The organism is Dyella terrae (assembly GCF_004322705.1).
Taxonomy (GTDB): Bacteria; Pseudomonadota; Gammaproteobacteria; order Xanthomonadales; family Rhodanobacteraceae; genus Dyella_D; species Dyella_D terrae.
In genome coordinates, this window is sequence record NZ_SIZZ01000002.1 from 631,692 (window position 1) to 657,786 (window position 26,095).

Here is a 26,095-nt window from a genome sequence, read left to right on the forward strand (position 1 = left end):
GCCGTTGGCTACACGCTCAGCCTTCCAGCTCAGTCCAGCGCGCATAGGCCCGATCGAGCTCGGCCTGTACCTTGGCCAGCGCTTCGTTGGCTTTCAGGATCGCCGCGCTGTTCTGCTGGTAGAAGCCCGGCGCATTCATCGCTTCGCCGCGCGCTGCGACGTCCGCTTCGAGCTGTTCGATGCGCAGCGGCAGCTGCTCCAGTTCGCGGGCGTCCTTGTAGCTGAGCTTCTTCTTCGGCGCCTCAGGCGCGGCCGGTGCAGGTGCAGGCGCCGCAGCGGCTTTGGATGAGGCAGGCGTCGCCAGCACCTCGGTGGGGCGCTGGCGAAGCCAGTCGCTGAAACCGCCGATGTATTCGCCTACGCGACCCTGGCCTTCGAGCACCAGCGTGCTGCTCACCACGTTGTCGAGGAACTCGCGGTCATGCGATACCAACAGCAGTGTGCCCTGGTATTCGGTGAGCAGTTCTTCCAGCAACTCCAGCGTTTCCACATCGAGGTCGTTGGTGGGTTCGTCCATCACCAGCAGGTTGGACGGTTGCGCGAACAGCTTGGCCAGCAGCAGGCGATTGCGCTCGCCGCCGGACAGTCGCGTGATCGGCGCCCGGGCGCGTTCCGGCGAGAACAGGAAGTCCTGCAAGTAGCCGATGATGTGCTTGCGCTGTCCGTTCAGCTCAATGTATTCGCGACCTTCGGCCACGTTGTCGAGTGCATTGAGCGAGTCGTTGAGCTGCGACCGATGCTGGTCGAAGTAGGCGATCTGCAGGCCCGTGCCCATGGTCACCGTGCCGCGCTCGGGCGTCAGTTCACCGAGCAGGATCTTCAGCAGCGTGCTCTTGCCGGCGCCATTGGGGCCGACGATGCCGACCCGGTCCCCGCGCATGATCGTGGTGGTCAGATCGTCGATCAGCACGCGGCCGCCGTACGACTGATGCACGTGATCGACGTCGATCACCTTCTTGCCCGAGGCCTGCGCGCTGGCCATCGTCATGCGCACGTTGCCCGACAGCTCCCGGCGCTCCGCGCGTTCGCGACGCAGGGCCTTCAGCGCGCGGACGCGGCCTTCGTTACGCGTGCGGCGCGCCTTGATGCCCTGGCGAATCCACACTTCTTCCTGCGCCAGCTTCTTGTCGAACAGCGCGTTGGCTTGTGCCTCGGCGTGCAGGCGCTCTTCGCGGCGACGAAGGTAGTTGTCGTAGTCGCCGGGCCAGCTGGTGAGCTGGCCGCGATCGATCTCGACGATGCGCGTGGCGAGTGCGCGCAGGAAGCTACGGTCATGGGTGATGAAGATGATGCTGCCGGCGAACTGCTTGAGGAAACTCTCAAGCCAGCCGATGGCTTCGATGTCCAGGTGGTTGGTCGGCTCGTCCAGCAGGAGCACGTCGGGCTTGCGCACCAGCGCCTGGGCCAGCAGCACGCGGCGCTTCATGCCGCCTGACAGCGCCGCGAAATCGGTGTCGCCGGGGAGCTCCAGGCGGTCAAGCACGTCCGAGACGCGTTGGTCGAGGTCCCAGCCGTTGCGTGCCTCGATCTCCGACTGCACATCGCCCAGGGCGTCCATGTCCCCTTCGTGGAGCAGGTGGTGGTAGCGCGCCAGCAAGTGGCCGAGGTCGCCGAGGCCTTCGGAAACCACGTCAAAGACGCTGCCGGCCGTGTCCTGCGGCACTTCCTGGGCCATACGGGCGACGACAATGCCGTTCTGGATGCGGATTTCGCCATCGTCGGCTTTCAACTCGCCGGCAATGAGTTTCATCAGGGTCGATTTGCCCTCGCCATTGCGACCGACGATACAGACGCGCTCATTGGACTCGATCGACAGGTCGACGTGCTCGAGCAGGAGGGGGCCGCCGATGCTGAAGTCGACGTGGTGCAGTTGGATAAGTGACATCCGCCTATTCTAGCCTGCCGGCGCCCCGACACCGCCCGGTAGCGGCACCCGACAGCCCCGGCAGACTCGTCCTATACTGCGACAGGACAGGGGATAGCGCATGACCAGGGAGTTGACTGACCGCTATCTGCGGGCCAAGGCCATTGCCATGGCGGCTGCGGATATGTCTCCAGAGGACCGCGAAGCGCACATTGCCGGCGAAACGGCGGGCGATGACGCCCTGCTGCGCGAAGTCCGCTGGATGCTCGCCGCCCTGGAAGACAGCCAGGCAACGGGCCTGCCGCGCATGGCGATTGCTTCACCCGATCTGACCGGCCATGACACCACCGCCGCGGCGCCGCGCCACTACCGGGTGCTGCGCAAGCTTGGCGAGGGCGGCATGGGCGTGGTCTACCTGGCGGAGCGCAGTGATGGCGGTTTCGTCCAGCAGGTGGCGCTGAAAGTCCTGAGCGCCGCTTCCGAAGGCTCGCCCATTCTGGCCGAGCGCTTTGCACGCGAACGCCAGCTACTGGCGCGCCTGGATCACCCCGGCATCGCGCGCCTGGTCGATGGCGGCGTGCTCGAAGGTGACAAGCCGTTCCTGGCGATGGAATACGTCGAAGGCGAACGCATCGATGTCTGGTGCGACGCGCAGCATCTGGATCTGCGTGCACGCATCGAGCTGTTCCTCAAGGTCTGTGGCGCCGTGGAATACGCGCACCGCAACCTGATCATCCATCGCGACATCAAGCCGGCCAATATCCTGGTCAACGCGCTGGGCGAACCCAAGCTGCTGGACTTTGGCATCGCGCGCATCGTGGACGCCGCGCCGGACGTGGCGATGACGCAGACCGGTCAGCACGCGCTGACCCTGGCGTACGCGAGTCCGGAGCAGATCGAACATCAGCCGCTGACGACGGCCGCAGACGTCTATTCGCTGGGCGTCGTGTTGTACCAGTTGGTCGCCGGACGCCGCCCCTTCCAGCATCTGTCGACGCCGCACCAGCTGTCGAACGCCATCGTCAGCGGCGAGATCGTGCCGCCGGGCAAACTGGCCGCACAGCTGGCGACCGCCGCCGGAAAACGCGCGACGTCGCTGCCGGCCGATATCGACGCCATCGTGCTCAAGGCGATGCGCCGCCAGGCCAGCGAGCGTTACGCCACAGTGGGTGAGTTCGTCGCCGATCTGCAACGCTGGCAGGAGCATCGCCCCGTGCTGGCGCAGCGCGGCCGGGCACTCTATCGCTTTCGCCGCTTCGCCCAGCGCAATCGCTGGTCGCTCGCCGCGGTCAGCGTGCTTGTCATTGTCATCCTCGTGGCCTTGTTCGCTTCGTTGAACGCGCTGCAACAGGCGCGTCGTGCACGTGGCCTCGCCGAATCGCGACAGCATGAGCTGGAGCGGATGGTCCAGTTCCAGCAATCGATGTTCGAGAGCGTGGACATCGAAGCGATGGGACACGCCGTATCGCACGCGCAGGAACGCCAGCTGATCGACAAGCTCAAGGCCGATCCGTCGTTCACGCCGGTCATGGCCACCCGGTTGACCGAGGCTTTCCAGGGCCTGCCGTCGAGCGCGATGGCGCGCGATGCCCTGGACACGTATGTGATTTCCCATGCGCTCACCAGCCTCGACGAGGCGTTCCCGAACGCACCGCTTCCGGCCGCCGATCTTCGCCAGTCGCTGGCCAAAGTGCTGATGACCATCGGCAGCTATGAGCACGCGACCCGCGAGCTGCGCAAGGTGCTTGTGGCACGTGAAACGCGTCTGCCTCCAGGTGACGTGGCAACCATCGCCGCACGCGTCGATCTTGCGCAATCGCTGATGCGGCAGGGACAGCTGACCGAAGCCATGCGCATCGCCTCGCGTGCCCGCGACGACGCCCAGGCGCTGCCGTTGAACACGTCGCTGCGCGTGGACGCCGAAGCCGCGCGCGCGCGCCTGCTGACGGAAGAGGGCAAGTTGCAGGAAGCGTTGCAGGTGCAGGACGCCCTGCTGGCGCAGTTCCAGTCACGGCTTCCCGCCGACCATCCCTCGATGCTCCACTTGCGCGCCGATCGCATTGCCACGCTGATGGACCTGGGCCAGCGTGACCGCGCGCGTGACGAGCTCGAGCCGCTGGTCGCGTCCTACAAGCGCACCTTCGGCCCGGAGCATCGCGACACGCTCGATGCGATGGTGAGCCTGGCGGAGCTGCTGCATTTCCAGGACAACGAATACGAGCGCTCGCTTGCCCTGGCCAATGACGTGCTGGCGGTGCGCGAGCGTCGCCTCGGCGCGGATCATCCGTCGACCCTGCAGGCCGCCGGCATCGCCGCCGCCAACATGGTGCGCCTTGCGCATGGCAAGGACGAACTGGCCCAGGCGCACGCCCGTCTGCAAAGCGTCATCGACCTGCGTACGCGCGTGCTTGGCGCAGAACACCCGCAGACGCTGCAAGCCATGACCGACATGGTCCGCTTGCTCGCGAAGGAAGACGCCAACGCACAGGCGATCGAGCTGCAGCGCGTGATTCTCGCCGCGCGCGAGCATCGTCTTGGCACGGATCATCCGGACACGCTGTTCGCGCGCGCCAGCCTTTCGAGTCTGCTCATTCGCACGGGTCAGTTCGCCGAAGCACGCAAGCTGGCCGACGCCGTGCTGGCATCGCAGCGTCGCCAGTTCGGACCGGACTACTACCATAATTTCGGCGTGCTCGATCTCATCGGGCGTATCGAAAGCGCGGCCGGGCACTGGCCTGCCGCGCGCGACGCGCACATGGAGGCGCTGGCCGGTCGCGATCGCACGCTGGGTCGTGGCGATGCGCACACGGTGGAAAGCGCGACGCGTTCTTACGCTGCGCTCATGCACTGCGGCGAACCCGCGCGTGCTGAAGAGGTGCGCAAGACCTATCTCGCTGGCCTGATCGACACCGATCCGAGCACGCTCAATGCCAGCATGCAGAGCGTGCGCGAAGAGGCGCAGGAGACGCTGGCGGATTTCAGTCGCTGACCGCTATCGGGCGCCGGTCCATCAGCGAAGCGAAGGCTAAGGTTTTATTCGTCGATTCCTTTCAGCCCGCTTGCGTCGCCGCACCGGGACGAACTTCCATCGGGACACTTAAGTACTCAGGCGACGGATGCTAAGTATTTCTACTTACGCGCCATGCATTGGCGTGCGCGCGCGATTGGATCACGATATGCCGTGCGGCGACGGGCTCGACCTTGTCGCGGAAAACACGCGCCTCAGCCGACCATCCGCTCGCGCGTTTTCCGGACTGCCAGGCCTCGCCCAACCGCAACAGCTCCACAGACGCTCGGATCTTCCTGCTTACGCCGTGCAAGGAGAGGGTCGATGCTGTCCACTTCGCTTCCCGAAAAGACCATGTCGCGCGCGACGCTGGATGCGCTACTGCGCGCCGGCCTGATCGCGCTTCTGGCTGTCGTGTGCTTCCGTATTTTCTATCCGTTTGCGAACTTGCTGGTGTGGTCGCTGATCCTGGCGATCACTTTGTATCCGCTGCATCTGCGCATGCGAAAGCACTTTGGCAATAAGGACGGACTCACGGCGACGCTGCTGGTGATCATCGCCCTGATCGTGATCATCGTGCCTGCCTATTTGCTTGGCGTGGCACTGTTCGATTCGGTCGACCAGGCGATGGAAGTTGCCAAGGCAGGCAATCTGCGCATTCCTCCGCCGAAGGATTCGGTCGCAGGCTGGCCCCTGGTGGGTGCGAAAGTGTATGCATTCTGGATGCAGGCCTCGACCGATCTGACCGGACTGCTTCAGCGCCTTACGCCGTGGCTGAAAGACGCCGCAGCGGTGATGCTGGGCGTGGCGGCGAGCATCGGATCCGGCCTGTTGATCTTCATCTTCGCGTTGATCATCTCTGGCATCTTCATGGCCTGGGGCGTGGAGTCCCGTGAGGCTGCGCTGAAGATCGCCGCTCGCTTCTTCGGTCCGGAAAGCGGCCCCCGCATCACCGAACTTTGCGCTGCCACCATCCGTGCCGTGGCGCAGGGCGTGGTGGGTATCGCGTTCATCCAGATGTTGCTGGTGGGCGTGGCGTTCGTGCTCAAAGGCATCCCAGGCGCAGGGCTGCTTGCGCTGGCCGTGCTGCTGCTGGGCATCATGCAGTTGCCGGCCACGCTGATTACGATCCCCGTGATCATCTGGGTGTTTGCCAGCAGCGGCTTCTCCGGCGCGAACATCGTGTTTGCGGTGTACGTGTTCATCGCGGGCCTGGCCGACAATGTGCTCAAGCCGCTGTTGCTCGGTCGCGGCGTGGACGTGCCGATGCCCGTCGTGCTGATCGGTGCACTGGGCGGCATGGTGACGGGTGGCGTCATTGGCCTGTTCATCGGGCCCGTGGTGCTGGCCGTGGGTTACCAGTTGTTCTGGCACTGGGTGGAACAAGGCCAGGCGCCGGCACCGACGCCTGGCGAGACGCCTCCGGCCTGAGCCATGCGGGGCGCCTTCGTGCCGTGTCTTCACGCCATGCGTCGATGGAGCGCGGGCGCGGCGTTCCTGCTCGCGGGTTGTGCCACGGTAGGGCCGGATTTCCATCCGCCATCCACCGGCAGCGCGACGTCATGGCACAGTGATGCGGTGGCTCAGTCGACGCAGTCAACCTCGACGGCAGACCTGAGCCCATGGTGGAAAGTGTTCGGCGATGCCGGCCTCGAACAGCTGATGTCCGAGGCCGACGCGCAGAACAACGATTTGAAGATCGCCGGCCTGCGCGTGCTCGAGGCCCGGGCGCAGTTGGGTATCGCGCAAAGCGGTCGCTATCCGCAGGTGCAGCAGATCGGTGCGTCGGCGTTGTACACCAAGAACCACCAGCACGACACCGGACTGCCGGGCGTGCCCGGTTCGTGGCAGTTTGGCGCGGGTTTCGACATCGGTTGGGAGCTGGATTTCTGGGGGCGCTTCCGTCGCGCGATCGAGTCGGCCGACGCTGCGTACTTCGCCAGTGAAGCCAATCGCGAAGACGTGCTGGTCCTGCTTCATGCCCAGGTGGCGGACACGTACTTCGTGTTGCGCACGGCGGAGGCAAGGTTGCGTATCGCCAAGGCCAATGCGGAACTGCAGCGTCGCAGTTTCGAGATCACCGAGCGCCTGTTCAAAAGCGGCGAGACCGATGAGCTCGACTTTCAACAGGCACGCACGCAGTACCTGAGCACCAGCGCAAGCATTCCCGAGCTGGAGGGCCAGATCGAACTGGCGCGTCATGCGTTGAGCGTGCTGGTGGGACGTCCACCCGGTCCGCTGCCGGAGCTCGATGTCGCGCCCGACAAGGTCGGATACCTTCCGTTGGTCGACAAGGCGGTCGTCGACGACGTGCCCGCCCAGCTCCTTCTGCGGCGGCCCGATCTGCGTGCCGCGCAATGGCAGATGGCTGCCCAGTCGGCGCTGATCGGGGTCGCCAAGGCAGACCTTTATCCATCGGTTTCACTCGTCGGCACTTTGTCATGGAGTGCCAGTTCGCTGTCCGGATCGCCAAGTTCGCTGCTGCTTGGTGCAGGTCCCAGCATCAGCTGGAACATCTTCGATCACGGACGCATTACCAACAACGTACGCGTCCAGGATGCACGCCTGCAGCAACTGACCGTGGCGTACGAGAAAGCGGTGCTCAATGCCGCGCGCGAAGCGGACGATGCGGCGACGGGCTTGCTCACGGCGCTGCATCGCGATGGCATCCTGCATGATGCCGAGCAGGCGGCGCAGCGCTCGCTGTCGCTGGCCAACACGATCTATCGCGAAGGCTATTCCGATTTCCAGCGCGTGCTGGATGCCCAGCGTGCCTTATCGGCACAACAGGATGCGTACATCGTCAATCGGGGCAATGCCGTTGGAAGCCTTATCGCGCTGTACAAAGCCATGGGTGGCGGCTGGCACACGAACGCGCCGCTGGTCGATCCGGCGACGCGCCAGCAGATGGAGCAGCGCACGAACTGGGACGATCTCCTCGGTGACAAGGCTTCCCCCACGGCCTCTGCAGGGACGACGACACCATGACCGACGCTGCCGCGCCTGCTCCGGTCGCCGCTGCCGAGCCCTCGCGCAAAGCCGTGCGATGGGTTCTGGTGGCCATCGCCATCAGCCTCGTCTGGTATCTGCTCGCCGATCGCTACACGCCTTACACCGCGCAAGCGCGCGTGCAGGGATACGTGGTGCCCGTGGCTGCCGAAGCCTCTGGCAGGGTGGTTCGCGTGCTGGTGCGCAACAACCAGGAGGTCAAAGCGGGTGATCTGTTGTTCGAAGTGGATGCCGAGCCTTATCGCATTGCGGTGGAGCGTTCCCGCGCCGATCTCGAAACCACGCGCCGGCAGGTAGGCGCAAGCACGGCCGGCATCGACTCGGCGCAGGCGTCGTTGCGCGCCGCCATGGCCAATGAAGTGAAGGCGCGCCAGGACAGCGATCGCCTGGAACGCTTATATCGCGAAGACCAGGGCACCGTGTCAGTACGCCGCCTCGAAGTGGCGCGCGCGACCTACGAGCAGGCCATCAGTCAGGTAACCGCGGCGCGCGCCGAAGTGGTTCGCGCGCAGGAAACTCAGGGCGGCGGCGAAGCGGACAACGCGCAACTGCGCAGTGCGGCCGGTGCGCTCGAGAAGGCCGAACTGGATCTCACCAACACGCAGGTACGTGCGCGCTCGGCGGGGCTCATCACCGACATGCGTGTCGAAGCGGGCCAATACGCGGCACCGGGCAATCCGGTCATGACATTGATCGCCATCAACGACGTGTGGATCAGTGCCGACATGACCGAGAACAACCTCGGCCACCTCAAGCCCGGCTCGCCCGTGTCGATCGTGCTCGATGCACGCCCCGGTGAGGTGTTTGCCGGACGCGTGCGCAGCATTGGCTATGGCGTGAGTGCGGGCCAGCCGACACCGCCAGGCAGCCTGCCCACCGTGCAGAACAGCCGCGACTGGCTGCGCCCCGCCCAGCGCTTTCCGGTGATCGTCGAATTTGACGCCAAGGACCCGATTCCAGCGCGCGATCTGCGCGTGGGCGGGCAGGTGGAGGTCATGGCTTTTCCGACCCAGGGCAATCCGCTCAACCCGCTTGGTCGGCTGTTCCTGCGCATCATGAGCTGGCTGTCGTACCTCTACTGATGGACGCCGGCATGCAGCAGGTGTTGGGCATGCGCGCATGGCGTCTCGCGCTGGGCACGGCGTTGTGCACCGCGATCAACTTTGGCATGGATCTGCCGTTGCCCATGGTGGCGCCGGCGTTTGCTGTGTTTCTGTTTGCTTCGCTGCCGCGTCCGCTGCCCTTGAAAGCCGGGCTTGGCTTGCTAGTGTTGGTGGCGCTGACCACGGGCAGCGGCATGCTGCTGGTGCCCCTTTTGCGCTACTACCTGATCGCCGGCGTGCTGCTGGTGGGTTTGTGCCTGTTCCTCGCATTCGCCTACGGGCTGCGTGGTGGAAGCAATCTGGTCGCAACGTTTCTCGCCGCCGGTCTCACCATGATTTCTGCCGCTGGTACGGCAGATCAACAGCTGGCCATGACGGTGATCAAGGCACTGGTCCAGGGCCTGCTGTTGGCGGTACTGGTGCATGCTGCCGTGCACGCGGCGTTTCCTGAAAGTGCGGCGGCGAAGAAGCCGCCGGCCGCAGGTGCCTTGTCTGCGGGCGAGGCCTCGCGACTGGCGCTGCGGGCGACCCTGGTCGTGCTTCCGGCTTTTCTTTTTGCCCTGGCCGATCCTTCCAGCTACATGCCCATCATCATGAAGTCCGTGAGCCTGGGGCGCCAAAGCTGCACGGCATCGGCACGCGGCGCCGCACGCGAATTGCTCGGTTCCACGCTGATGGGCGGCCTGATGGCGATCAGCTGCTGGTTCGCCCTGCGCGCCTTCGTGCACCTGTGGATGTTCTTTCTCTGGATGCTGCTGTTCGCCCTGTTCGCCGCGCGGCGACTCTATCGCCTGGCACCGTCGCGCCAGGGTGCCGGCTTCTGGCTCAACGCCATGGTCACGATGATCATCCTGTTGGCGCAGTCAGTGCAGGACAGCGTGGCGGGGAAGGACGTCTATACGGCGTTCGCCGTGCGCATGGGTCTGTTCATTGCGGTGACGGGTTATGCGTCGGCGATGGTGTGGTTGCTGGATACCTGGGCGAAGGGAAGGGCGGCGCAGGCTGCGCAAGCCTGACGGGCTCATCGTGCACACAAAAAAAACGGGCCGCTGAATGCGGCCCGTTTTTGTATCGCCTGAAGCAGCCGTGGCTTACTTCAGCTTGGCGTCGGCGCGCAGCGCGGCAGCCTTGTCGGTCTTTTCCCACGAGAACGTGGAGTAGACCTTGCCATCCGGACCCTTCACTTCCTGCGGGGTGCGGCCGAAGTGGCCGTAGCTCGCGGTCTGCTGGTACATCGGGTGGATCAGGTCGAGCATCTTGATGATGCCGTACGGACGCAGGTCGAAGTGCTTGCGGATCAGCTTCTCGATCTTCTCGTCGGCGATCTTGCCGGTGCCGAAGGTGGTGACTGAAATCGAGGTCGGCTCAGCGACGCCGATGGCGTACGACACCTGCACTTCGCAGCGGTCGGCAATGCCGGCAGCCACGATGTTCTTGGCGACGTAACGGGCAGCGTAAGCGGCCGAACGATCCACCTTGGACGGATCCTTGCCCGAGAACGCACCGCCACCGTGACGGGCCCAGCCGCCGTAGGTGTCGACGATGATCTTGCGACCGGTCAGGCCGCAATCGCCCACCGGGCCGCCGATCACGAACTTGCCGGTCGGGTTGATGTGGAACTTGGTGGCCTTGTGCAGCAGCTTGGCCGGCAGCACGGGCTTGAGGATGTGCTCGCGGACGGCCTCGATGAGGTCCTTCTGCTTGATATCCGGGTCGTGCTGGGTCGACAGCACCACGGCATCGATGGCGGTCGCCACGCCGTCTTCATAGCGCAGGGTGACCTGGCTCTTGGCGTCCGGACGCAGCCACGACAGCGGCGAGTTCTTCTTCTTGCGGATCTTGGCCTGCTGCTCGACGAGGCGATGCGAGTAGTAGATCGCCGCCGGCATGTAGTCCTTGGTTTCGTTCGTCGCGTAGCCGAACATCAGGCCCTGGTCGCCAGCGCCCTGTTCTTCCGGCTTCTTGCGGTCCACGCCCTGGTTGATGTCCGGCGACTGCTTGCCGATCAGGTTCAGCACGCCGCAGGTCTCGCCGTCGAAACCGACGTCCGAGGAGTCGTAACCGATGTCGGTGATGACCTTGCGGGTCAGGCCTTCGAGGTCGACCCAGGCGCTGGTGGTGATTTCACCGGCGACGATCGCGACGCCCGTCTTCACCATCGTTTCGCAGGCCACGCGCGCACGCGGATCCTGCGCGATGATCGCATCGAGGACGGCATCGGAGATCTGGTCGGCGACTTTGTCCGGATGGCCTTCGGAGACCGACTCGGAGGTGAAGAGGAAGTTGCTCATCGCGGTATATATCCTTCCTTACGGATAAAGAGATAAAAGAGACCGGCCATGATACATGGGGTGGTCAGGGTTTGCACTACCAGCATGCCCGCCCCAGGTGACGATTTCATGCCGATTCAGCCGTTTGGACGTCCGGGCGGCGGCCTGGGGAAGGGCGGGACCGGGCAAGGATACGCCGGCCGGGGCGCCGGAATAAGACCGTTTCGGGCCCAAGCGGCGGCGTCAGGCCGCGAGGATCAGCGGGTCCTGCAGCGAGGCGAAGTAATCCGCCGTGAGCTGCAGCTGTTCCTGGGGCGACTCGGCCCGGTTCACAACATGGCGGAACGCCGCGTTTTCAGGACGATCCTTGGCGTACCAGCCCAGGTGCTTGCGCGCGATGCGCACACCCTGCGGCTCGCCGTAAAAGGCGTACAAGTCCTGCAGGTGCCCGGTGAGGATGGCGCAGACCTCGGCCGGCGTCGGCTCCGGCAGAAGCTCGCCGGTGGCCAGGTAGTGGGCGATCTCGCGGAAGATCCAGGGGCGGCCCTGGGCGCCGCGGCCCACCATGACGGCGTCGGCACCGGTCACCGCCAGCACGTGCTTCGCCTTCTGGGGCGTCAGCACGTCGCCGTTGGCGAACACGGGGATACCCACGGCCTGCTTCACGGCGGCGATGGTGTCGTACTCGGCATCGCCTTCGTACTTGTCGGCGCGCGTGCGGCCATGCACGGCGAGGGCGGCGATGCCAGCGTCCTCGGCGATGCGGGCGATGGTCAGGGCGTTCTTGTTGTCGCGGTCCCAGCCCGTGCGGATCTTCAGCGTCACCGGCACGTCCACCGCGTCGACCACGGCCTTGACGATGCGGGCCACCAGCGGCTCGTCCTGCAGCAGGGCGGAGCCTGCCCAGACGTTGCACACCTTCTTGGCCGGGCAGCCCATATTGATGTCGACGATCTGGGCGCCGTTGTCGGCGTTGTAGCGGGCCGCGTCGGCCAGCATGCCCGGGTCGTAGCCGGCGATCTGCACGCTTACCGGTTCGGGTTCGCCCTCATGGTCCATGCGGCGCAACGACTTGCGCGTATTCCACAGGCGCGGGTCGGCCGTGGTCATCTCGGACACGGCGAGACCCGCGCCCAGCCGTTTGCACAGCAGGCGGAAAGGCTTGTCCGTGACCCCGGCCATGGGCGCGAGCACCACGGGCGGGTCGATGAGGTAAGGGCCGATCTGCATCCGCCCATTGTAGCGGGAGCGCCCGGGTGGCGTCGGATGGCGCCACACCGGGGTCCCGGGGTCCGGCTAATGGCCGTGGCGGGTCGCTCCAGCCACCCCGGGGGGAGACTCAGGACTTCTTGCCGTCCGCCGCTTCCATCTCGGCAATCTGCTTGCGCGCGTTCTCGTTCTGCGGATTCAGTTCGAGCGATGTGCGGAAATCGCGGATCGACTGCGGGATGTCACCTGCGGCACGCCGCGCTTCGCCAAGACTGTCGAATGCGTTGCCGCTCTTCGGATGCTGCTCGGTGTTGTAGACGAAGATCGCGAGTGCTTCGGGCGTGCGCTTTTGTTTCAGAAGCGCATAGCCCCACAGGTTCACGTCGTCTTCGGACAGCGTGAGCTTGGGCCAGGTCTTGCGCACCTGCGCGACCGTGTCGCTCACATGCGCATAGCCAACCTTGTCGAGCGTTGTCTTAAGCGCCGAGAACCCGGGCGATTCACCCCACACGCGCCGCATGATGTTGTCGGACATCTGCCACAGCTGGCCCTGCAACATGCCGCTGCTGCGGTTGGTGAGGAACACGATGCCGTAATCCGCGTCCGGATAGAGATCAATCAGGCTGGAGAAACCGAACGTGCCGCCGGTGTGGCTCAGGCGTGTTTCGCCATCCATCGTCGTGTTGATGACCCAGTTGTAGCCGATGGTCTTGTTGTCGCTGCGCCAGGCCGGCTGATGGGTGAGGTCGATGGCGGCGTTGCCGCCTTTGAGTTGGGCGGTGATGTAGCGCGCCATGTCGGCCGCGCTGTAGTGCAGGCCGCCCGCGGCAAGAATCACCGGCGCATCCAGCGCGGGTGCCACGGCGCCGCCGTCTTTGTAGCCCGTGGCCATCAGTGCCTTGCGGCTGTTGCCGATGCCGCTCTGCATGCCGAACGGCTTTTCGATGCGCGTGGCGAGCAATTGATCGAACGGCTTGCCTTCGATCTTCGCCACCGAGACGCCCACCAGTTCGGCCGCCAGGTTCGAGTGCTTCGGCGTGCTTCCGGGTGCGGTGGCCAACGACACTGACTGGAGATCCTTGAGCAGCGTGGCCTGCGAATAGGCGTTCAGCGCCTGGGCGATCTTCAGCGAGATCTGGTCGGGCGGCACATCCTTGGCCAGCGCGCTGAAGTCGGGGAGGTTGTCGGGCAGACCGCTGGTGGTGGTGACCAGGTCGATCAGCCGGACCGGCTTACCTTCGAATGCCAGGTTCGAATAATCACCCGGCAAAAACTGGCGAAGCTCGTCGCCGGGCTTGGCCTTGCCGGCCACGATCGATTGCGCAAGGAGCAGGCTGCCAAAGGTCTTGCTGATGGAGCCGATCTCGTAAACCGTGTCCTTCGTCGGCGCCTGCGGCTTGTCGCGCGAGATCGTGCCGAAGTTGTAGAACGTGGCCTTGCCGTCGCGCACCACGGCGATGGAGATCGCATCCGTGCGGCCTTGCTTGATAAGGGCTTCCGCTTCGCTTCGGATCACGGTCTGCATGTCTTCGCTGCCGGGAGCGACTTCGCGGGCAGTTGCAGGCAAGGCGGCGGCGAGGGAGAAGGCGAGGGCGGTCAGCAGGTACGGCGAGCGTTGCATGGCGTGCATCCTTGGGCGCGATGGGCTTCGTCCACGCCACGGTAACCTGCGGCCACGCCTGGCGCCTAATGACGCAAGTCACGTTCAACCCTTTGGCCGTGTCGGGCATCAAAAAAGGCCGCCAGGTTGCCCGGGCGGCCTTTTTGGATGACACCTGACCCCGAGGGGTCAGTGCGTCGGCAGCGGTGCGCCAGCGGCGGCCGGATCGTGCTTGTGCTTGAACAGCACCATGAAGGCGATGGCGACGATGAGCGAATACGTCGCAAACGTCATCCAGATGCCCGGCCAGTCCTTGCTGCCATCGGTATGGGTGAAAAAGGCCTCGATGACCAGGCCGCTGATCGAGCTACCCAGCACGGCGCCGATGCCATTCGTCATCAGCATGAACAGGCCCTGCGCACTCGCGCGAATGGCGGGGTTGGCCTGGCCTTCCACGAAGAGCGAACCGGAAATATTGAAGAAGTCGAACGCCATGCCGTAGACGATGCACGACAGCACGATCATCCACAGGCCAGCACCCGGATCGCCATAGGCAAACAGACCAAAGCGAAGCGTCCAGGCCAGCATGCTGATGAGCATCACCGTCTTGATGCCAAAGCGCTTCAGGAAGAACGGAATTGCCAGGATGAAAAGGGTTTCCGACACCTGCGAAATCGACATGATGATCGCCGGGTAGCGCACGGCAATCAGGTCCTTGAAGGCATCCTCTTTGGCGAAATCATGCAGGAAGGTGTCGCCGTAAGCGTTGGTCAGCTGCAGTGCCGCGCCCAGCAACATCGCGAAGATAAAGAAGATCGCCATCTGGCGGTTGCGGAACAACGCGAAGGAGGTCAGGCCAAACGTATCCAGCCACGAATGATTGTCCTTGCGCTGGAACGTCGGCGGCGCCTTTGGCAGCGTGAACGCATAGAGGCCGAGCAGCACGGCCGCAGCAGACGCAACATAGAACTGGCCGGCCGAGGTTTCCAGGCGCAGAATGCTCACCGTCCACATCGCGGCGATGAAACCCACAGTGCCCCACACGCGGATCGGCGGATACACCTTCACGATGTCCGCGCCATCCTTCTTGAGCGCGTTGTAAGCCACGGCGATCGAGAGCGAGATCGTCGGCATGTAGAACATCATGTTGAGCAGCATCACCCAGAACATCAGGTGCGGCGACTCGACCATTGGCACGCAGAACAGCATGACGGCGCCGCCGATGTGCATCAGGCCGTAAAGCTTTTCCGCATTGACCCATTTGTCAGCGATGACGCCCGCGATCGAGGGCATGAACAACGAGGCGATGCCCATGGTCGAGAAGATCGCGCCGAACTGCGCGCCCGACCAATGCTTGTTCTGGAACCAGTACGCGCCGATCGTGATCAGCCACGCTCCCCACACAAAAAACTGCAGGAAGCTCATGATGATAAGGCGGAGTTTGATGCTCATCAGGTTTTCTTGGTCCAATGGTCGCCACGGCCATCACGGTTAAACCCGGCGCACGGATAACGGGGGCGGCACGTTAGCGTGACCCACCCGTTCCGGCACTCGGATTTCCCCTGTGTGAGGCCCCGGAACCGCCGGGACCTTAGCCAAAACAGTGGCAGCGTAGAGGACCGGCCACCCGCCGACAAGCTGCGAAGCCGCATTTTCCCGCGTGATCACCGCCGATAGGTCCACTTATGAACCTGTTCCTGACGATTGCCCTGGTCCATCTGATCGCCCTGATCAGCCCCGGCCCCGATTTCTTCTTCGTGTCGCAGACTGCCGTGAGCCGCACGCGCCGCCAGGCACTGTTCGGCGTCATCGGAATCACGCTGGGCATGGTGGTGTGGTCGGCGCTGGCGCTGCTGGGCCTGCAACTGCTGCTGCACAAGCTCGCCTGGCTGGAGCGGCTGATCACCATGGCGGGCGGCCTCTACCTGACGTGGATGGGTTTGAAGATGCTGCGCGGCGCATTCAAAGCACCCGCCGATGGCATGCCGACCCAAAAGGTGAAGATCGAACAGAGTGACTGGGCGACGCTTCGCTCCGGGTTTCTGACGAACCTCGCCAATCCGAAGGCCGTGGTCTATTTCGGCAGCGTCTTCTCCGCTTTCCTCAGCGGCAGCGTGACATCGTCAACGCGCTGGGGCATCTGGACGCTGGTGGTGGTGGAAACCTTCGTGTGGTTCGCCATCGTGGCCGCGTTCTTTGCGCTGCCGGCGATGCGACGTGGCTATCTGCGCCTCTCACGCTGGATCGATGGCGCGGCGGGAGCGGTGTTCGTCGCGTTCGGTCTGCATCTGGTGCTGGGGAAGAAGGGCGTCTGACCGATAGGGGCGGGGTGCGCCGACCGCGCGCGCCGCTCGGTTACGCCGCGACGCGCAACGCCGGCGACGGGCCGCCCCCGCCCAGCTGGCGCAGCGCAATCGCCAGCGCGATGCGATAGCCCTGGCCCAGGTCACCCTGGCTGATGATCGTCGCCACCGGTGCGTGATGCGCGCCGCATGTCAGCGACTCGCTGCAGTCGTCGTGGACTTCCACGTAGGGGCGGTCCAGTTGATCGAGTGCGTCCTGAAACGAATCCGGATCATCGTGGGCTTGCCGTGCGAGCTCACCCGGATCGATCAGGGTAAATTCCGACGCGCGTGCCGCTCGCACATGGGCGAGCAGCTCACGCCATCGCCCGCAACGACAGAACTCCAGTGTTTGGCCGGCCGCTTTCGCCAGCGCGTGCAGTTGATCAAGCACGGCACGGGTGGGCAGGCGACCCGCTGCATGCGGCCCCTGGATGATCATGATGCTCAACGTGGATGGTCCATCGGCGCCGGATCGGCGGTAAGGCCATCGTTCCACGGCATGATGTAAACGGGCTACGCCGAAAGGGCGGCGCGCCGTAAATTCAGCGCAAAACGTCTGGCGGTGATGGCGCAAAAAACTGCGACCGGGGTCCGCTGCGCATGGGGCTGGAACGACGCACCACGCATTTGCCAGAATGCGTCCACATCGCATTCTCCGGGGGGAGGGAACGACGTGCTGGGATGGTTTCGCAGGAAGTCCTTGCTCGGCGACGAGCTGAGTGCATGGCAGTTCGACTGCTGCCAATGGCTGTTACGACACACGGGCGGTTTTCCCGCGCTCAGGGAATCTCCGATGGTGCAGCCGACACCCCGGTTCTTTCCCGATCGCGGTCTGCGGGGTACCGCGATGGCCGATGCGATCTTCGCGCGCGTCAAAGGCTATGCCGGCATGGGCACGTGGCCGTGCAAACTGCACATGCAGGAGGACGATCCCGACGCCAAAGTCGGCCCGACCCTGCTGGTGCAGAACACGCCGCACTCGCCCGCGGGTACGTTTCGCAAGGCGGATGCCGGCGCGCTGATCACCTATCACCCGCGCCAGCTGGACGACCCGATGAGCCTGGTCGCCACCTTTGCCCATGAGCTGGCGCACTATCTGACGGGCGGCGCCACCGAGCCGCCGCCCGGTGGCTGGGAAGTGTGGGAACACGCCACCGACATGGGCGCTGTCTTCCTGGGCTTCGGCATCTTCATGGCCAACTCGCGCTTCAACTTTTCCCAGTACACCGATGGCCAGGTGATGGGGTGGAAGTGGCGTCAGCAAGGGTATGTGTCCGAGCCGGAGATCTTGCACATGCACGCCATCCGCTGCGCCTTGCTCGGGACGCCGCCCCGAGAAACGCTGGCGTACCTGAAACCCTCCTTGCGCGGGATCTTCAAGCGCGTGCTGGCTGATGTGCAGCGGCAGAACCATGTGTTGCAGGAGTTGCGTGGCGTTGCGCCGTTGATGGCCGAGGTGGCGCACGCTTGAGTTGGGGCGAGTCATTCAGGGAGGGAGCATGTTGAAAGCATGGAAGGCTCTGGCGCTTGGCTTGCTGGGTCTGGCGCATGTCCAGGCGGCGAATGCAGCACGCGATCCGATGTGTGCGCCGCTGAAAGCGTTTGTCGCCTCCATCGCGCCGAAAGAGTCGAAGCAGGTTCTGTTTCGCACCTCATGGTTCGGTGGTTTCAAGGATGATCCGCAAACCGAGCGATCGGTCATGGCCAAGCGCTGCGACGATTCGGGTTATGCGCCGGGGCGAACGCTCTGCGATGCGTTGATCACTTACGGCGTCACCGAGTTTGCAGAGCTCAATGCCATGTCAGCCATTCACTGCCTGGCTCCGGACATGCGATTCGGCCGCCATACCACGCTACGTCGCATCGACCTGGAGATTTCCAGCGGCACGGACTCGCGCGGCAGCTTCATCACCCTCCACTTTGCGCCCGATGAAGCGATCGGCGGGAACGTCCTGACCATCACGGCGAAGGGTTATTGAGACGCGCCGCAGGGCCGTGAAATACGCAACGAGGTCGTCTACGATGCACGCCCGGCTGCCACGTGGTCGCTGCACATCCTGCGCCTTGCCATGAAACCCGAAGACCTCCAGCGCCTCGTCACCCTCCCCATGCCGTATGGCAAGTACCAGGGCCGCCTTATCGCCGACCTGCCAGGTGCCTATCTGGCCTGGTACGCGCGCAAAGGGTTTCCGCCGGGTGACCTGGGCAATCTGCTGGCGCTGGCCCTGGAGCTGGATCACAACGGCCTGAAGGGGTTGCTGGATCCGCTGCGCAAGCGGCGATAGTTTTTTTGTTGGGCACCGATCCGTTTCGGCTCCCCGCATCGTCCTTGGTGTGCCTCTCTCAAGAAGGAGCCACGCCATGTCCACCCAAGCCATCACCCTGATCAACGTCCTCAAGGTCGAGCCGGAGCATCAGGCCGAGCTGATCGATCTCCTCAAGCAGAACATCGACAACGTCATCAGCACGCTCGGCGGCTGGAGGGCGAGCCGGTTGATTGCAGCCGCGGATGGTCGCAGCGTGGTCATTCATTCGGAATGGGAAACGCCCGCAGCGGTGGACGCCATGCGGGCCGATCCCCGGATGCAGGCTTACTTTCCGCGCATCCGGGCCCTGGCCCAGTTCGAGTCGGTTGCCGGTGGCGAGGTGTTCTCGCGGCGTTCGACCGCTCGCGATACTGTGTCGGCATGACGGCCACGCCTAAGTCGACCATGACCGATGAGTCCTTCGAAGCCCGCCTGGGCGAACTGCGGCCACGGCTGCATCGCTACTGCGCGCGCATGCTCGGCTCGTCCGTCGACGGCGAAGACGCGGTGCAGGACGCCTTGCTGAAAGCCCTGCGTGCGCAAGGGGAGGGCCAGTCGGTTGATCATCTGGAAGCCTGGCTTATCCGCATCGCGCACAACACCTGCCTTGACCTGCTGCGCAGCCGTGCGCGCTACAGCGTCGTTCCCCTCAACGACGACATGGACGAGGTATCGGAGCCGGACGAGCATGTCGTCGAGGTGAGCTTCCACGTCTTCCTGCGACTGCCCGAGCTTCAGCGCTGCGCCGTGATCCTCAAGGACGTGCTCGGGCATTCCATCGACGAAGTGGCGGACATCGCCCAGACCACGCCGGCGGCCGCGAAGTCGGCCTTGCAGCGTGGACGGGTGGCCTTGCGGCAGCTGGCGCATCATCCCGATGAAACGCGCCTGCCGCTGATGTCCGATGCGAACCGCCAGAAGGTGAGTACCTTTGTCCGCCTGTTTCAGCAGGGCGACTTCGATGCCATTCGCGCCATGCTGGCTGACGACGTGCAACTGGATCTGGTCAACCGGCTCAAGCTTCAGGGGCGCGACGGCGTCACGCCGTACTTCACCCGCTACGCCGAGGCGACGCGCTGGCGCTTTGTCTTCGGTGCCATGGAGGGTCGGCCGGCGATGCTGGTGTTCGACAGCGAGGGCGAGGGTGGCAGCGAGAGCCGGGCACCGTCGCATTTCGTGCTGGTCGACTGGCAGGGCGACCGCATCGCCGTGATCCGTGACTACCTCTTTGCGCCGTATACGCTGGAAGCGGCCGACTGGGTGCGCCTGGCCTGAACAGCAAGGTAAAGGATGAGCCCGCTTCACTCATCGAGCCGGTTTTCTTGTCATCGCCACGACAAGGCTTGCCTCAGGGTACGAGTCTCGTAGTTCCGGCAGGTGATGGGCTTGATGCACAAACGGCGACAGCTTCTTTTTGTTCAGGGTGGTGGGAAAGGCGCGCATGACGCGTGGGACGACCGCCTTGTCGACAGTCTTGGCTGGGAGCTGGGCCCGGCATGGTCCATTCACTACCCGCGCATGCCCGACGAGGACGACCCGACCTATGGCGCGTGGAAACCCGCGCTGGAGCGCGTAATGGACGAACTGCCCAAAGGCTCGGTCCTGATCGGCCATTCCGTCGGCGGCACCGTGCTGATGAAGCTGCTGGCCGAACACCATGCGCGCAAGCCGGGCGCCATCGTGCTGCTGGCGCCGGCGTTCGTAGGCGACGGAGGCTGGTCCAGCGATGATCTGGAGGTGCCACCAGACATAGGCGCCCGCCTGCCCAAGGGCGTGCCCATCCACATTTTCCAGGGCATGGCCGATGACGTGGTGCCGCCGGCCCACGTGGATCTCTATGCGCGAGCGGTGCCACAGGCCCACATCCATCGCCTGCCGGGCCGCGACCATCAGCTCAATCAGGACTTACAGGAAGTAGCGGAAGAAATCCGCTCGCTGTCGGTGCATTAGTTGCCCGGGGATAGGCCGTTTGACTGACCGCCGCATGCGCCCCGCCGGTGCACAATGCGCGGGATGCTTCAGGGAGGTGGCCATGTCACGTCTGATACCGGTCCTTTGGGGCCTTGTATTCGCAAGCACGGCCGTCCTAGCGGACGAGATGCACGACCACGGCGTGCCGGAAAAGCTGGGGCAGGTGTCCTTCCCCATCTCCTGCAAGCCTGGCGTGCAGCAGCCGTTCAATCGCGCCGTCGCACTACTGCATTCCTTTGCCTACAAGGCCGCCGACGAGGCCTTCCACCAAGTCGCCGAGGCCGATCCCGCATGCGCCATGGCGTACTGGGGCATGGCCATGGTGCAGTTCCATCCCGTGTGGCAACCGAGCTTGCCGGCCGAGACCTTTGCCGAGGCGCAGCAGCACGCCCTGCAAGCCGAGCACCTCGGCGCGAAGACCGATCGCGAACGGGATTTCATTCACGCCGCAGCGGTGCTCTACCAGTCCAACGATGGCATGAAGAGCGATCAGCGCACGCAGGCTTATGAACAGGCCATGGCAACCGTCGCCAAGGACCAGCCCAAGGATGTCGAAGCGCAAGTCTTCTACGCACTTTCCATGCTGGCCAACGCCTCACCCACCGATCGCACACACGCCAAGCAAAAGCAGGCCATCGATATCCTTGAGCCGCTCTATCGCACCCACCCCAATCATCCCGGCCTCGCGCACTACCTGATCCACGCTTGCGACAGCGCCGAACTGGCACAGCGCGGACTACCCGCCGCCCGCATGTACGCACGCATCGCCCCATCCGCACCCCATGCGCTGCATATGCCATCGCACATCTTCACGCGCCTTGGCCTGTGGGACGACTCCATAAAGTCGAACATCGCCTCCAAGAACGCCGCGCACGCACAAAACGACAGCATGGGCGAGCTCCATGCCATGGACTATCTGGTGTACGCCTATCTCCAGGAAGGCAAGGACACCGACGCACAGCGCATCGTTGATGAAGCCAAAGGCATGCAGTCCCTCGATATGAATAACTTCGCCGTGGCGTACGCCGTTACCGTCATGCCGATTCGCATGGCGGTGGAGCGAGGGCGATGGGATGATGCCGCACATGCAGCCGCGCCTGATGGCGTCCCGCCGTCGGTCATCGCCATTGCCGTATGGTCAAAGGGGATGGGTCTGGCTCGCACGGGAAACGCGCAGGGCGCACGGGCGCAGGTGGACCAGCTCCGTGTCATCGAAAAAACGCTGCACGATTCCGGCGACGACTATGGGTCCGCACAAACCGGCGTTCTGGCGGACGAAGTAAGCGCTTGGGTCGCGCAGTCGATGGGCAAGCCCGCGGACGCGGTAGAGATCCTGCGTGCCACGGCTGACCGCGAGGACGCCATTGAGAAGCGGCCTGTCACACCAGGCCCCGTATGGCCGGCCCGCGAGCAGTTGGGGGACCTCTTGTTGGCGCAAGGCAATCCGAAAGAGGCATTAGTGGCGTACAGAAATGCCCTCGCGGTTGCGCCCGGGCGCAGGCATGGGATGGAAGGGGAGCGGAAAGCGTCAGGCTCAATATCCAAGTCGGTGCCCGCTGGCCCTTCCGCTGCCTTGCAGCTTTAGTTGGAATGTCAAATCTCAAGGCGGGGGACTTCAATCTTTGGAAAGACACGTGAACTGAAGTGGCTGTCCTCGTAGTACCGGATCTTCTTGCAGAGAATGGCGTTCTCCAGGCCCTCGAGGAAAATGATGCTGTTCTTGGGGCTCATGGCTTTGATTTCCTGCGGAAGCATGAGGGCTCTACGCTCGTCGCTGGCGCTACGTGTCCGGTCGCGCCACTTTCTTCCTCGCGTCACGCTCGATCGCCTTACCGTGGTGTAACCAAGCATTTCAGAGTACTCCTGAGCGTCTTGTTGCTCACGTGGCGTGAACACGATCTGGGCGGCGTGATTGGTAATCAATGTTCTGGCCACGTCCTTTCCGTAGGTGGCGCTGAGTTGCGACATGCTTTGTATGATGGGGAATAGTCGTAAGTTGTATCCAGCCATGTACGATACGGCGGATGCGACGATATCGATCCTCCCAATTGAGGTGAACTCGTCCATCAGAAGGAGACATTGATGGCGCAGTTCAGAGTTCGACTGCGGAAGCTCTTTTGTGTTCTGCTGGATCAACTGACTGAAGAATAGATTGAGAATGAGCTTCGCCTCGGCCAGCCGATTGGGCTGGATGCCCACGTAGATCGTCATGGGCACCTTTCGAACATCTGTCAGTAGAAAATCATCCGCGCTTGTCGCTGCGTCGACGGTTGGATTGATCCATGCATTCAGTGGCTCCTTGAACGTGCCCATGACTGAGGCAAAGGTCTCATCGGCAAGTCCAAGCAAATTTGAAAAGGCGATCTGGCTCGCATCGCTTAGCCACGTCTTCGATGAGAGTGTCAGTATGTGCGCCCTCAGGTCCGTGGCATCTCTGCCGCTGGACAGACGATAAATTCGCCCAAGCGTTGGGGTGTCGCGCAAGTCAGACGCGAGACCCATGGCCACCTCACCATCGTACTTTTCGAAGAGAAAGAGCGTGAAAGCCATGAAGGCGTTTCTTGCCTGGCTTACCCAGAATTTATGATCGTCTGAAACATCCGGATAAAGCGTTGCTGCGATGGTCATTAGGTCGGAGACCCGGAAGGAGGGTTCCGCTGACACGTAGCTCAACGGGTTCCAGCGCCGGGTGCACCTGTCTTCTGCAAACGGATTGAATAGATGGATCTTCTGCCCCTGAAGTGCGCGCCAGCCGCTCGTCAGTTCGAAATTCTCAAGCTTGATATCCAGGACGACTACGGAATCCTGATAGTCGAGCAAATTGGGAATGACAATGCCGACGCCCTTCCCTGACCGTGTTGGAGCCGCAAGTATGGCGAAACGCTGTCCCGACATTCGGATCAGCCGATTTCGGGCCTTTCCCAGGATGAGGCCCTTCCTGGAATGACTGACTAAGCCTTGTGCTCGGATCTCCCTCCACCCAGCGAAACGCGCGCTGCCGTGCAGCGCGGCTCGCTTTCCGCGCCAAAGGAATCCTGCGAGTACCAGCGCCAGGGTGGTACTGATCCCGAGGCCCACTAGCCCGGCGCCGATAACGCTGGCACCCATCGAGGGGGTTGGCATCGGGGAGCCGCGCAGCGATGCAAGCGTGTAGTAACCGAGCATGCGATCGGGTAATTCCACTCCGGATCCCATGCTTAGAATGTAACCAGCGGCGATCTCCCCAATGAGCAAAGATACGCCTGCTACCACAAATGTGGCTGCAATCCTCCATTTTTGCATTCGTGGACTCCATACTGCTTGTTGCTTCTCACAGGGGGCTTTAAGGCCGCGCTCTCCTTCGTCGATGGGGTGCGAAGGTTCGCTCCTCGGGCTGGAGGAAACGTTTCATGAATCATGTGAAGCTGGTTGAATGCCGGGTCAACCCATGTGGCGCAAGTGCTTCTCCGGCAGTGTCTTTTGACGATGCGAAACTTACGCGCGACCCATCCGATCCGTCTTTATAACGTCAAGGTCGCCTGGGTTTTCTCCGGTTACAGATACCCTCGTAGCTGTCTGCAACTGCACTCCGGGGTCGGGGGTTGATCGAGGACTTGCAGGTTCGTCGTGCATGGCGCCTCCGTCCCGAGTCGGAGTCCCGTGCCCATAGGGCTGTCCCGAATGGGGTGTGGAACCTGCATTCAGTCCATGAGGCCTCGGCGAGGTGCCGCTGTGAAATGCCGAGTGGGCCATGAAGTGGCCGAGTGTTCCCTGAAAGAACATGGCTGCCATCGGAGGCACAGAAATGACTAGTACCGTCAGAAGCACGCCGATGCCACCTTGCTGCATGGCCTGGAATGTCAGGCTCTCGCTATCGATCTTAAGAAACCAGCCGGCGACCTTGGCGAGCCAGAATGCCTCTCCTACGCGATAGGTCAGCTTCAAGACGATGTTGCAAACCACGCTCAAGAGCGCCATCGAGAAAAGGGTCCCTATGCCGTACAAAAGCCATCTTCGAAAGAGCTCCTTCGATTGTTCGAACAGTAGGCAAAGAATGAACAATGGACCCAAGCCAATGAACAGGCTGATGCCGAACTGATAGAGCAGAAGCATCGCAGCCGCCGCCATCGGGGGGGCCGCAGTGCCGACCGTTGCCATTGCAATGGCGCGCTCCTTGAGGGAGTGCGCCTCAGCATCTCCTGATGTCACCTGGATGCCCGAAATGATCGAAATGGCGACCTGCGTCAACGCCAGGGTCTTGTCTATGGAGTCGGCTGTGCCCGAGTTGCGCTTCCCGGTAAAGGCGTAGTGAATCTCCTTATCCAAGCCAACGGTCAGCCAGGATTGGAGGTCGGTTCCTGCTACTGCCATGGTTGACGATGCGGCGACAACCACCGTGTTTCGTGCGAGCCCCATGACAACGCCCATGATGGGCTCACGAGATCCGCCCGAGAGGATGCGAAACCCTCGTTGCATAATCCAAAGGGTCAGTAGGCTGAGGGCAGCAGCACTTGCCCATGCGGCAAACCTCCGCATCAATCCATTGCCAAAATCATCAATCTCGTCGCGGAGAAACTGATAGATCAGGGCGAAGTAGGCAAAATCACCAAAGTCGTCAGGCATGGGCATGTAGTATTTGCTGGGAGCGGAACTGTGGATTGCCCATCACTTATGGCTGAGTGCCGCCTTCAATGCGACGGCGCCGACGACCTTTCCCCAGGGGCCTTGACCTTGTAGCGCCTTGCGCGCGTAAACGCCCTGCATCTGTTCGAGCGTACGAATTTGCATCTCGCACTGCTGAACGTTGCTTTGCCATTGCTCGCGCGACTGGGAGATCTTGTTGGTTAGGCGCTCTATGTCAGCTGCAATCGCCTGAAGATTGCCAGGTGATTTACCAGCCTCATTGATCTGGCGACTCTCAAGCCCGTTAAGATCCTCCTTTGCCTGATCTAGGGCGGCGAGATACTCCACCGTGTCGTTGAACTGGCGATTCTTCGTCCTGACAATCCCTTCGCAAAGCCTCTGCTGCTCCGCTCTGATGTTGCCATCATCCGCGCTTAGGACGCCATTTAGGATTCCAGTTACGTCTCCAAATGACGATGCATCTGACTGACATGACTCGCGAACGCCAAAGTCTTCATCAATTTTCTGAAATTCGTTTTTGAGCGTTAATTGCGCCAACTCTTTGGGGGCTAGCGTGACCAGCTGGAGCTTCCAGTGATCTATCTGTTCTTTCCATTGCTTAAGCTCTTTGCTCCAATGGAGGACCTGAGCGCCATGGCGGCTGGCTTGCGTGAAAAACTCGCTGGCCTGAAGCTTGGTGTGTAATGCATCAGTGACGACCCATTGCGCATGCGCCGTCTGGGTCGACTGAATGGCGAAAGTTGAAATGATTGCCGCGAAAAGAATATGAAGGGGCTTCTTGCCCATAT

General features: G+C 63.0%; 22 protein-coding genes. 13 read left to right on the plus strand and 9 right to left on the minus strand.

The features are described from left to right. Positions 1-16: 16 nt before the first annotated feature. Positions 17-1,885, minus strand: coding sequence for an ATP-binding cassette domain-containing protein (locus tag EYV96_RS13670; RefSeq protein WP_131152089.1), 1,869 nt, complete (start codon positions 1,883-1,885; stop codon positions 17-19). A gap of 100 nt (positions 1,886-1,985) precedes the next feature. On the opposite strand from EYV96_RS13670, the gene EYV96_RS13675 reads away from it, so the two are divergent. The 5 genes from EYV96_RS13675 (at position 1,986) to EYV96_RS13695 (ending at position 9,999) form a co-directional block, all read left to right on the plus strand. Beyond that, positions 1,986-4,853: a serine/threonine-protein kinase gene (locus tag EYV96_RS13675; protein WP_131152090.1), complete on the plus strand. Its 2,868-nt coding sequence runs from the start codon at positions 1,986-1,988 to the stop codon at positions 4,851-4,853. Positions 4,854-5,195: 342 nt separating this feature from the next. Further along, positions 5,196-6,302, plus strand: coding sequence for an AI-2E family transporter (locus EYV96_RS13680; RefSeq protein ID WP_131152091.1), 1,107 nt, complete (start codon positions 5,196-5,198; stop codon positions 6,300-6,302). 36 nt (positions 6,303-6,338) lie between these two features. After that, on the plus strand, positions 6,339-7,859 hold the full coding sequence (locus EYV96_RS13685) for an efflux transporter outer membrane subunit (RefSeq protein WP_131152092.1): 1,521 nt from the start codon (positions 6,339-6,341) through the stop codon (positions 7,857-7,859). Next, entirely contained in the window at positions 7,856-8,962 is a 1,107-nt protein-coding gene (locus EYV96_RS13690; RefSeq protein ID WP_131152093.1) for an HlyD family secretion protein, read from the plus strand. The genes EYV96_RS13685 and EYV96_RS13690 overlap by 4 nt, the downstream gene beginning before the upstream one ends. 29 nt (positions 8,963-8,991) lie before the next feature. Beyond that, a complete protein-coding gene (locus EYV96_RS13695) occupies positions 8,992-9,999 on the plus strand; it encodes a DUF2955 domain-containing protein (protein ID WP_205746167.1) in 1,008 nt (335 codons plus the stop codon). A 75-nt stretch (positions 10,000-10,074) separates the two neighbouring features. Here EYV96_RS13695 and metK read toward each other — a convergent pair whose 3' ends face one another. The 4 genes from metK to EYV96_RS13715 form a co-directional block, all read right to left on the minus strand. Further along, the gene (metK, locus tag EYV96_RS13700; RefSeq protein ID WP_131152095.1) at positions 10,075-11,274 is read right to left on the minus strand and encodes a methionine adenosyltransferase; all 1,200 of its coding nucleotides are present in this window, start codon (positions 11,272-11,274) and stop codon (positions 10,075-10,077) included. A gap of 222 nt (positions 11,275-11,496) precedes the next feature. Further along, positions 11,497-12,483, minus strand: coding sequence for a tRNA dihydrouridine synthase DusB (dusB, locus tag EYV96_RS13705; RefSeq protein WP_131152096.1), 987 nt, complete (start codon positions 12,481-12,483; stop codon positions 11,497-11,499). Between the two features lie 109 nt (positions 12,484-12,592). Next, positions 12,593-14,083 (minus strand): serine hydrolase domain-containing protein, encoded by a 1,491-nt coding sequence (locus EYV96_RS13710; RefSeq protein WP_165488682.1) that lies wholly within the window; start codon positions 14,081-14,083, stop codon positions 12,593-12,595. Positions 14,084-14,251: 168 nt separating this feature from the next. Further along, entirely contained in the window at positions 14,252-15,514 is a 1,263-nt protein-coding gene (locus EYV96_RS13715) for a nucleoside permease (RefSeq protein ID WP_131152098.1), read from the minus strand. 233 nt (positions 15,515-15,747) lie between these two features. On the opposite strand from EYV96_RS13715, the gene rhtC reads away from it, so the two are divergent. After that, positions 15,748-16,377: a threonine export protein RhtC gene (rhtC, locus tag EYV96_RS13720; RefSeq protein WP_131152099.1), complete on the plus strand. Its 630-nt coding sequence runs from the start codon at positions 15,748-15,750 to the stop codon at positions 16,375-16,377. Positions 16,378-16,417: 40 nt separating this feature from the next. Here rhtC and EYV96_RS13725 read toward each other — a convergent pair whose 3' ends face one another. Beyond that, positions 16,418-16,855 (minus strand): hypothetical protein, encoded by a 438-nt coding sequence (locus EYV96_RS13725; RefSeq protein ID WP_131152100.1) that lies wholly within the window; start codon positions 16,853-16,855, stop codon positions 16,418-16,420. A 345-nt stretch (positions 16,856-17,200) separates the two neighbouring features. On the opposite strand from EYV96_RS13725, the gene EYV96_RS13730 reads away from it, so the two are divergent. The 7 genes from EYV96_RS13730 to EYV96_RS13760 all read left to right on the plus strand — a co-directional run bounded on the left by EYV96_RS13730 (position 17,201) and on the right by EYV96_RS13760 (position 22,269). Further along, positions 17,201-17,878: a hypothetical protein gene (locus EYV96_RS13730; RefSeq protein ID WP_240732550.1), complete on the plus strand. Its 678-nt coding sequence runs from the start codon at positions 17,201-17,203 to the stop codon at positions 17,876-17,878. A 28-nt stretch (positions 17,879-17,906) separates the two neighbouring features. After that, positions 17,907-18,386, plus strand: coding sequence for a hypothetical protein (locus EYV96_RS13735; protein WP_131152102.1), 480 nt, complete (start codon positions 17,907-17,909; stop codon positions 18,384-18,386). Between the two features lie 90 nt (positions 18,387-18,476). Further along, positions 18,477-18,692, plus strand: coding sequence for a DUF3820 family protein (locus tag EYV96_RS13740; protein ID WP_131152103.1), 216 nt, complete (start codon positions 18,477-18,479; stop codon positions 18,690-18,692). Positions 18,693-18,768: 76 nt separating this feature from the next. After that, positions 18,769-19,098, plus strand: coding sequence for a putative quinol monooxygenase (locus EYV96_RS13745; RefSeq protein WP_131152104.1), 330 nt, complete (start codon positions 18,769-18,771; stop codon positions 19,096-19,098). Continuing rightward, on the plus strand, positions 19,095-19,988 hold the full coding sequence (locus EYV96_RS13750; RefSeq protein ID WP_165488683.1) for a sigma-70 family RNA polymerase sigma factor: 894 nt from the start codon (positions 19,095-19,097) through the stop codon (positions 19,986-19,988). The genes EYV96_RS13745 and EYV96_RS13750 overlap by 4 nt, the downstream gene beginning before the upstream one ends. Before the next feature lie 114 nt (positions 19,989-20,102). Then, entirely contained in the window at positions 20,103-20,663 is a 561-nt protein-coding gene (locus tag EYV96_RS13755) for an alpha/beta hydrolase (protein WP_131152106.1), read from the plus strand. 82 nt (positions 20,664-20,745) lie between these two features. Further along, on the plus strand, positions 20,746-22,269 hold the full coding sequence (locus EYV96_RS13760; RefSeq protein ID WP_131152107.1) for a tetratricopeptide repeat protein: 1,524 nt from the start codon (positions 20,746-20,748) through the stop codon (positions 22,267-22,269). 8 nt (positions 22,270-22,277) lie between these two features. Here EYV96_RS13760 and EYV96_RS13765 read toward each other — a convergent pair whose 3' ends face one another. The 3 genes from EYV96_RS13765 to EYV96_RS13775 all read right to left on the minus strand — a co-directional run bounded on the left by EYV96_RS13765 (position 22,278) and on the right by EYV96_RS13775 (position 26,093). Then, positions 22,278-23,966 carry a type IV secretory system conjugative DNA transfer family protein gene (locus EYV96_RS13765; RefSeq protein ID WP_131152108.1) on the minus strand — a complete coding sequence of 563 codons (1,689 nt, stop codon included), beginning with the start codon at positions 23,964-23,966 and terminating at the stop codon, positions 22,278-22,280. 192 nt (positions 23,967-24,158) lie between these two features. Further along, positions 24,159-25,292, minus strand: a complete 1,134-nt coding sequence (locus EYV96_RS13770; RefSeq protein ID WP_131152109.1) for a TrbL/VirB6 family protein — start codon at positions 25,290-25,292, stop codon at positions 24,159-24,161. Positions 25,293-25,328: 36 nt separating this feature from the next. After that, complete coding sequence (locus tag EYV96_RS13775; RefSeq protein ID WP_131152110.1) at positions 25,329-26,093, minus strand: hypothetical protein; 765 nt, start codon at positions 26,091-26,093, stop codon at positions 25,329-25,331. Positions 26,094-26,095: the final 2 nt, after the last annotated feature.

Coding starts and splice junctions, on each gene's coding strand:
- EYV96_RS13760 (WP_131152107.1), top strand. CDS start 20,746: ATGTCACGTCTGATACCGGTCCTTTGGGGCCTTGTATTCGCAAGCACG.
- EYV96_RS13675 (WP_131152090.1), top strand. CDS start 1,986: ATGACCAGGGAGTTGACTGACCGCTATCTGCGGGCCAAGGCCATTGCC.
- dusB (WP_131152096.1), bottom strand. CDS start 12,483: ATGCAGATCGGCCCTTACCTCATCGACCCGCCCGTGGTGCTCGCGCCC.
- EYV96_RS13730 (WP_240732550.1), top strand. CDS start 17,201: ATGGTGCAGCCGACACCCCGGTTCTTTCCCGATCGCGGTCTGCGGGGT.
- EYV96_RS13775 (WP_131152110.1), bottom strand. CDS start 26,093: ATGGGCAAGAAGCCCCTTCATATTCTTTTCGCGGCAATCATTTCAACT.
- EYV96_RS13715 (WP_131152098.1), bottom strand. CDS start 15,514: ATGAGCATCAAACTCCGCCTTATCATCATGAGCTTCCTGCAGTTTTTT.
- rhtC (WP_131152099.1), top strand. CDS start 15,748: ATGAACCTGTTCCTGACGATTGCCCTGGTCCATCTGATCGCCCTGATC.
- EYV96_RS13735 (WP_131152102.1), top strand. CDS start 17,907: ATGTTGAAAGCATGGAAGGCTCTGGCGCTTGGCTTGCTGGGTCTGGCG.
- EYV96_RS13695 (WP_205746167.1), top strand. CDS start 8,992: ATGCGCGCATGGCGTCTCGCGCTGGGCACGGCGTTGTGCACCGCGATC.
- EYV96_RS13670 (WP_131152089.1), bottom strand. CDS start 1,885: ATGTCACTTATCCAACTGCACCACGTCGACTTCAGCATCGGCGGCCCC.
- EYV96_RS13740 (WP_131152103.1), top strand. CDS start 18,477: ATGAAACCCGAAGACCTCCAGCGCCTCGTCACCCTCCCCATGCCGTAT.
- EYV96_RS13770 (WP_131152109.1), bottom strand. CDS start 25,292: ATGCCCATGCCTGACGACTTTGGTGATTTTGCCTACTTCGCCCTGATC.
- metK (WP_131152095.1), bottom strand. CDS start 11,274: ATGAGCAACTTCCTCTTCACCTCCGAGTCGGTCTCCGAAGGCCATCCG.
- EYV96_RS13765 (WP_131152108.1), bottom strand. CDS start 23,966: ATGCAAAAATGGAGGATTGCAGCCACATTTGTGGTAGCAGGCGTATCT.
- EYV96_RS13680 (WP_131152091.1), top strand. CDS start 5,196: ATGCTGTCCACTTCGCTTCCCGAAAAGACCATGTCGCGCGCGACGCTG.
- EYV96_RS13745 (WP_131152104.1), top strand. CDS start 18,769: ATGTCCACCCAAGCCATCACCCTGATCAACGTCCTCAAGGTCGAGCCG.
- EYV96_RS13690 (WP_131152093.1), top strand. CDS start 7,856: ATGACCGACGCTGCCGCGCCTGCTCCGGTCGCCGCTGCCGAGCCCTCG.
- EYV96_RS13710 (WP_165488682.1), bottom strand. CDS start 14,083: ATGCAACGCTCGCCGTACCTGCTGACCGCCCTCGCCTTCTCCCTCGCC.
- EYV96_RS13755 (WP_131152106.1), top strand. CDS start 20,103: ATGCACAAACGGCGACAGCTTCTTTTTGTTCAGGGTGGTGGGAAAGGC.
- EYV96_RS13750 (WP_165488683.1), top strand. CDS start 19,095: ATGACGGCCACGCCTAAGTCGACCATGACCGATGAGTCCTTCGAAGCC.
- EYV96_RS13685 (WP_131152092.1), top strand. CDS start 6,339: ATGCGTCGATGGAGCGCGGGCGCGGCGTTCCTGCTCGCGGGTTGTGCC.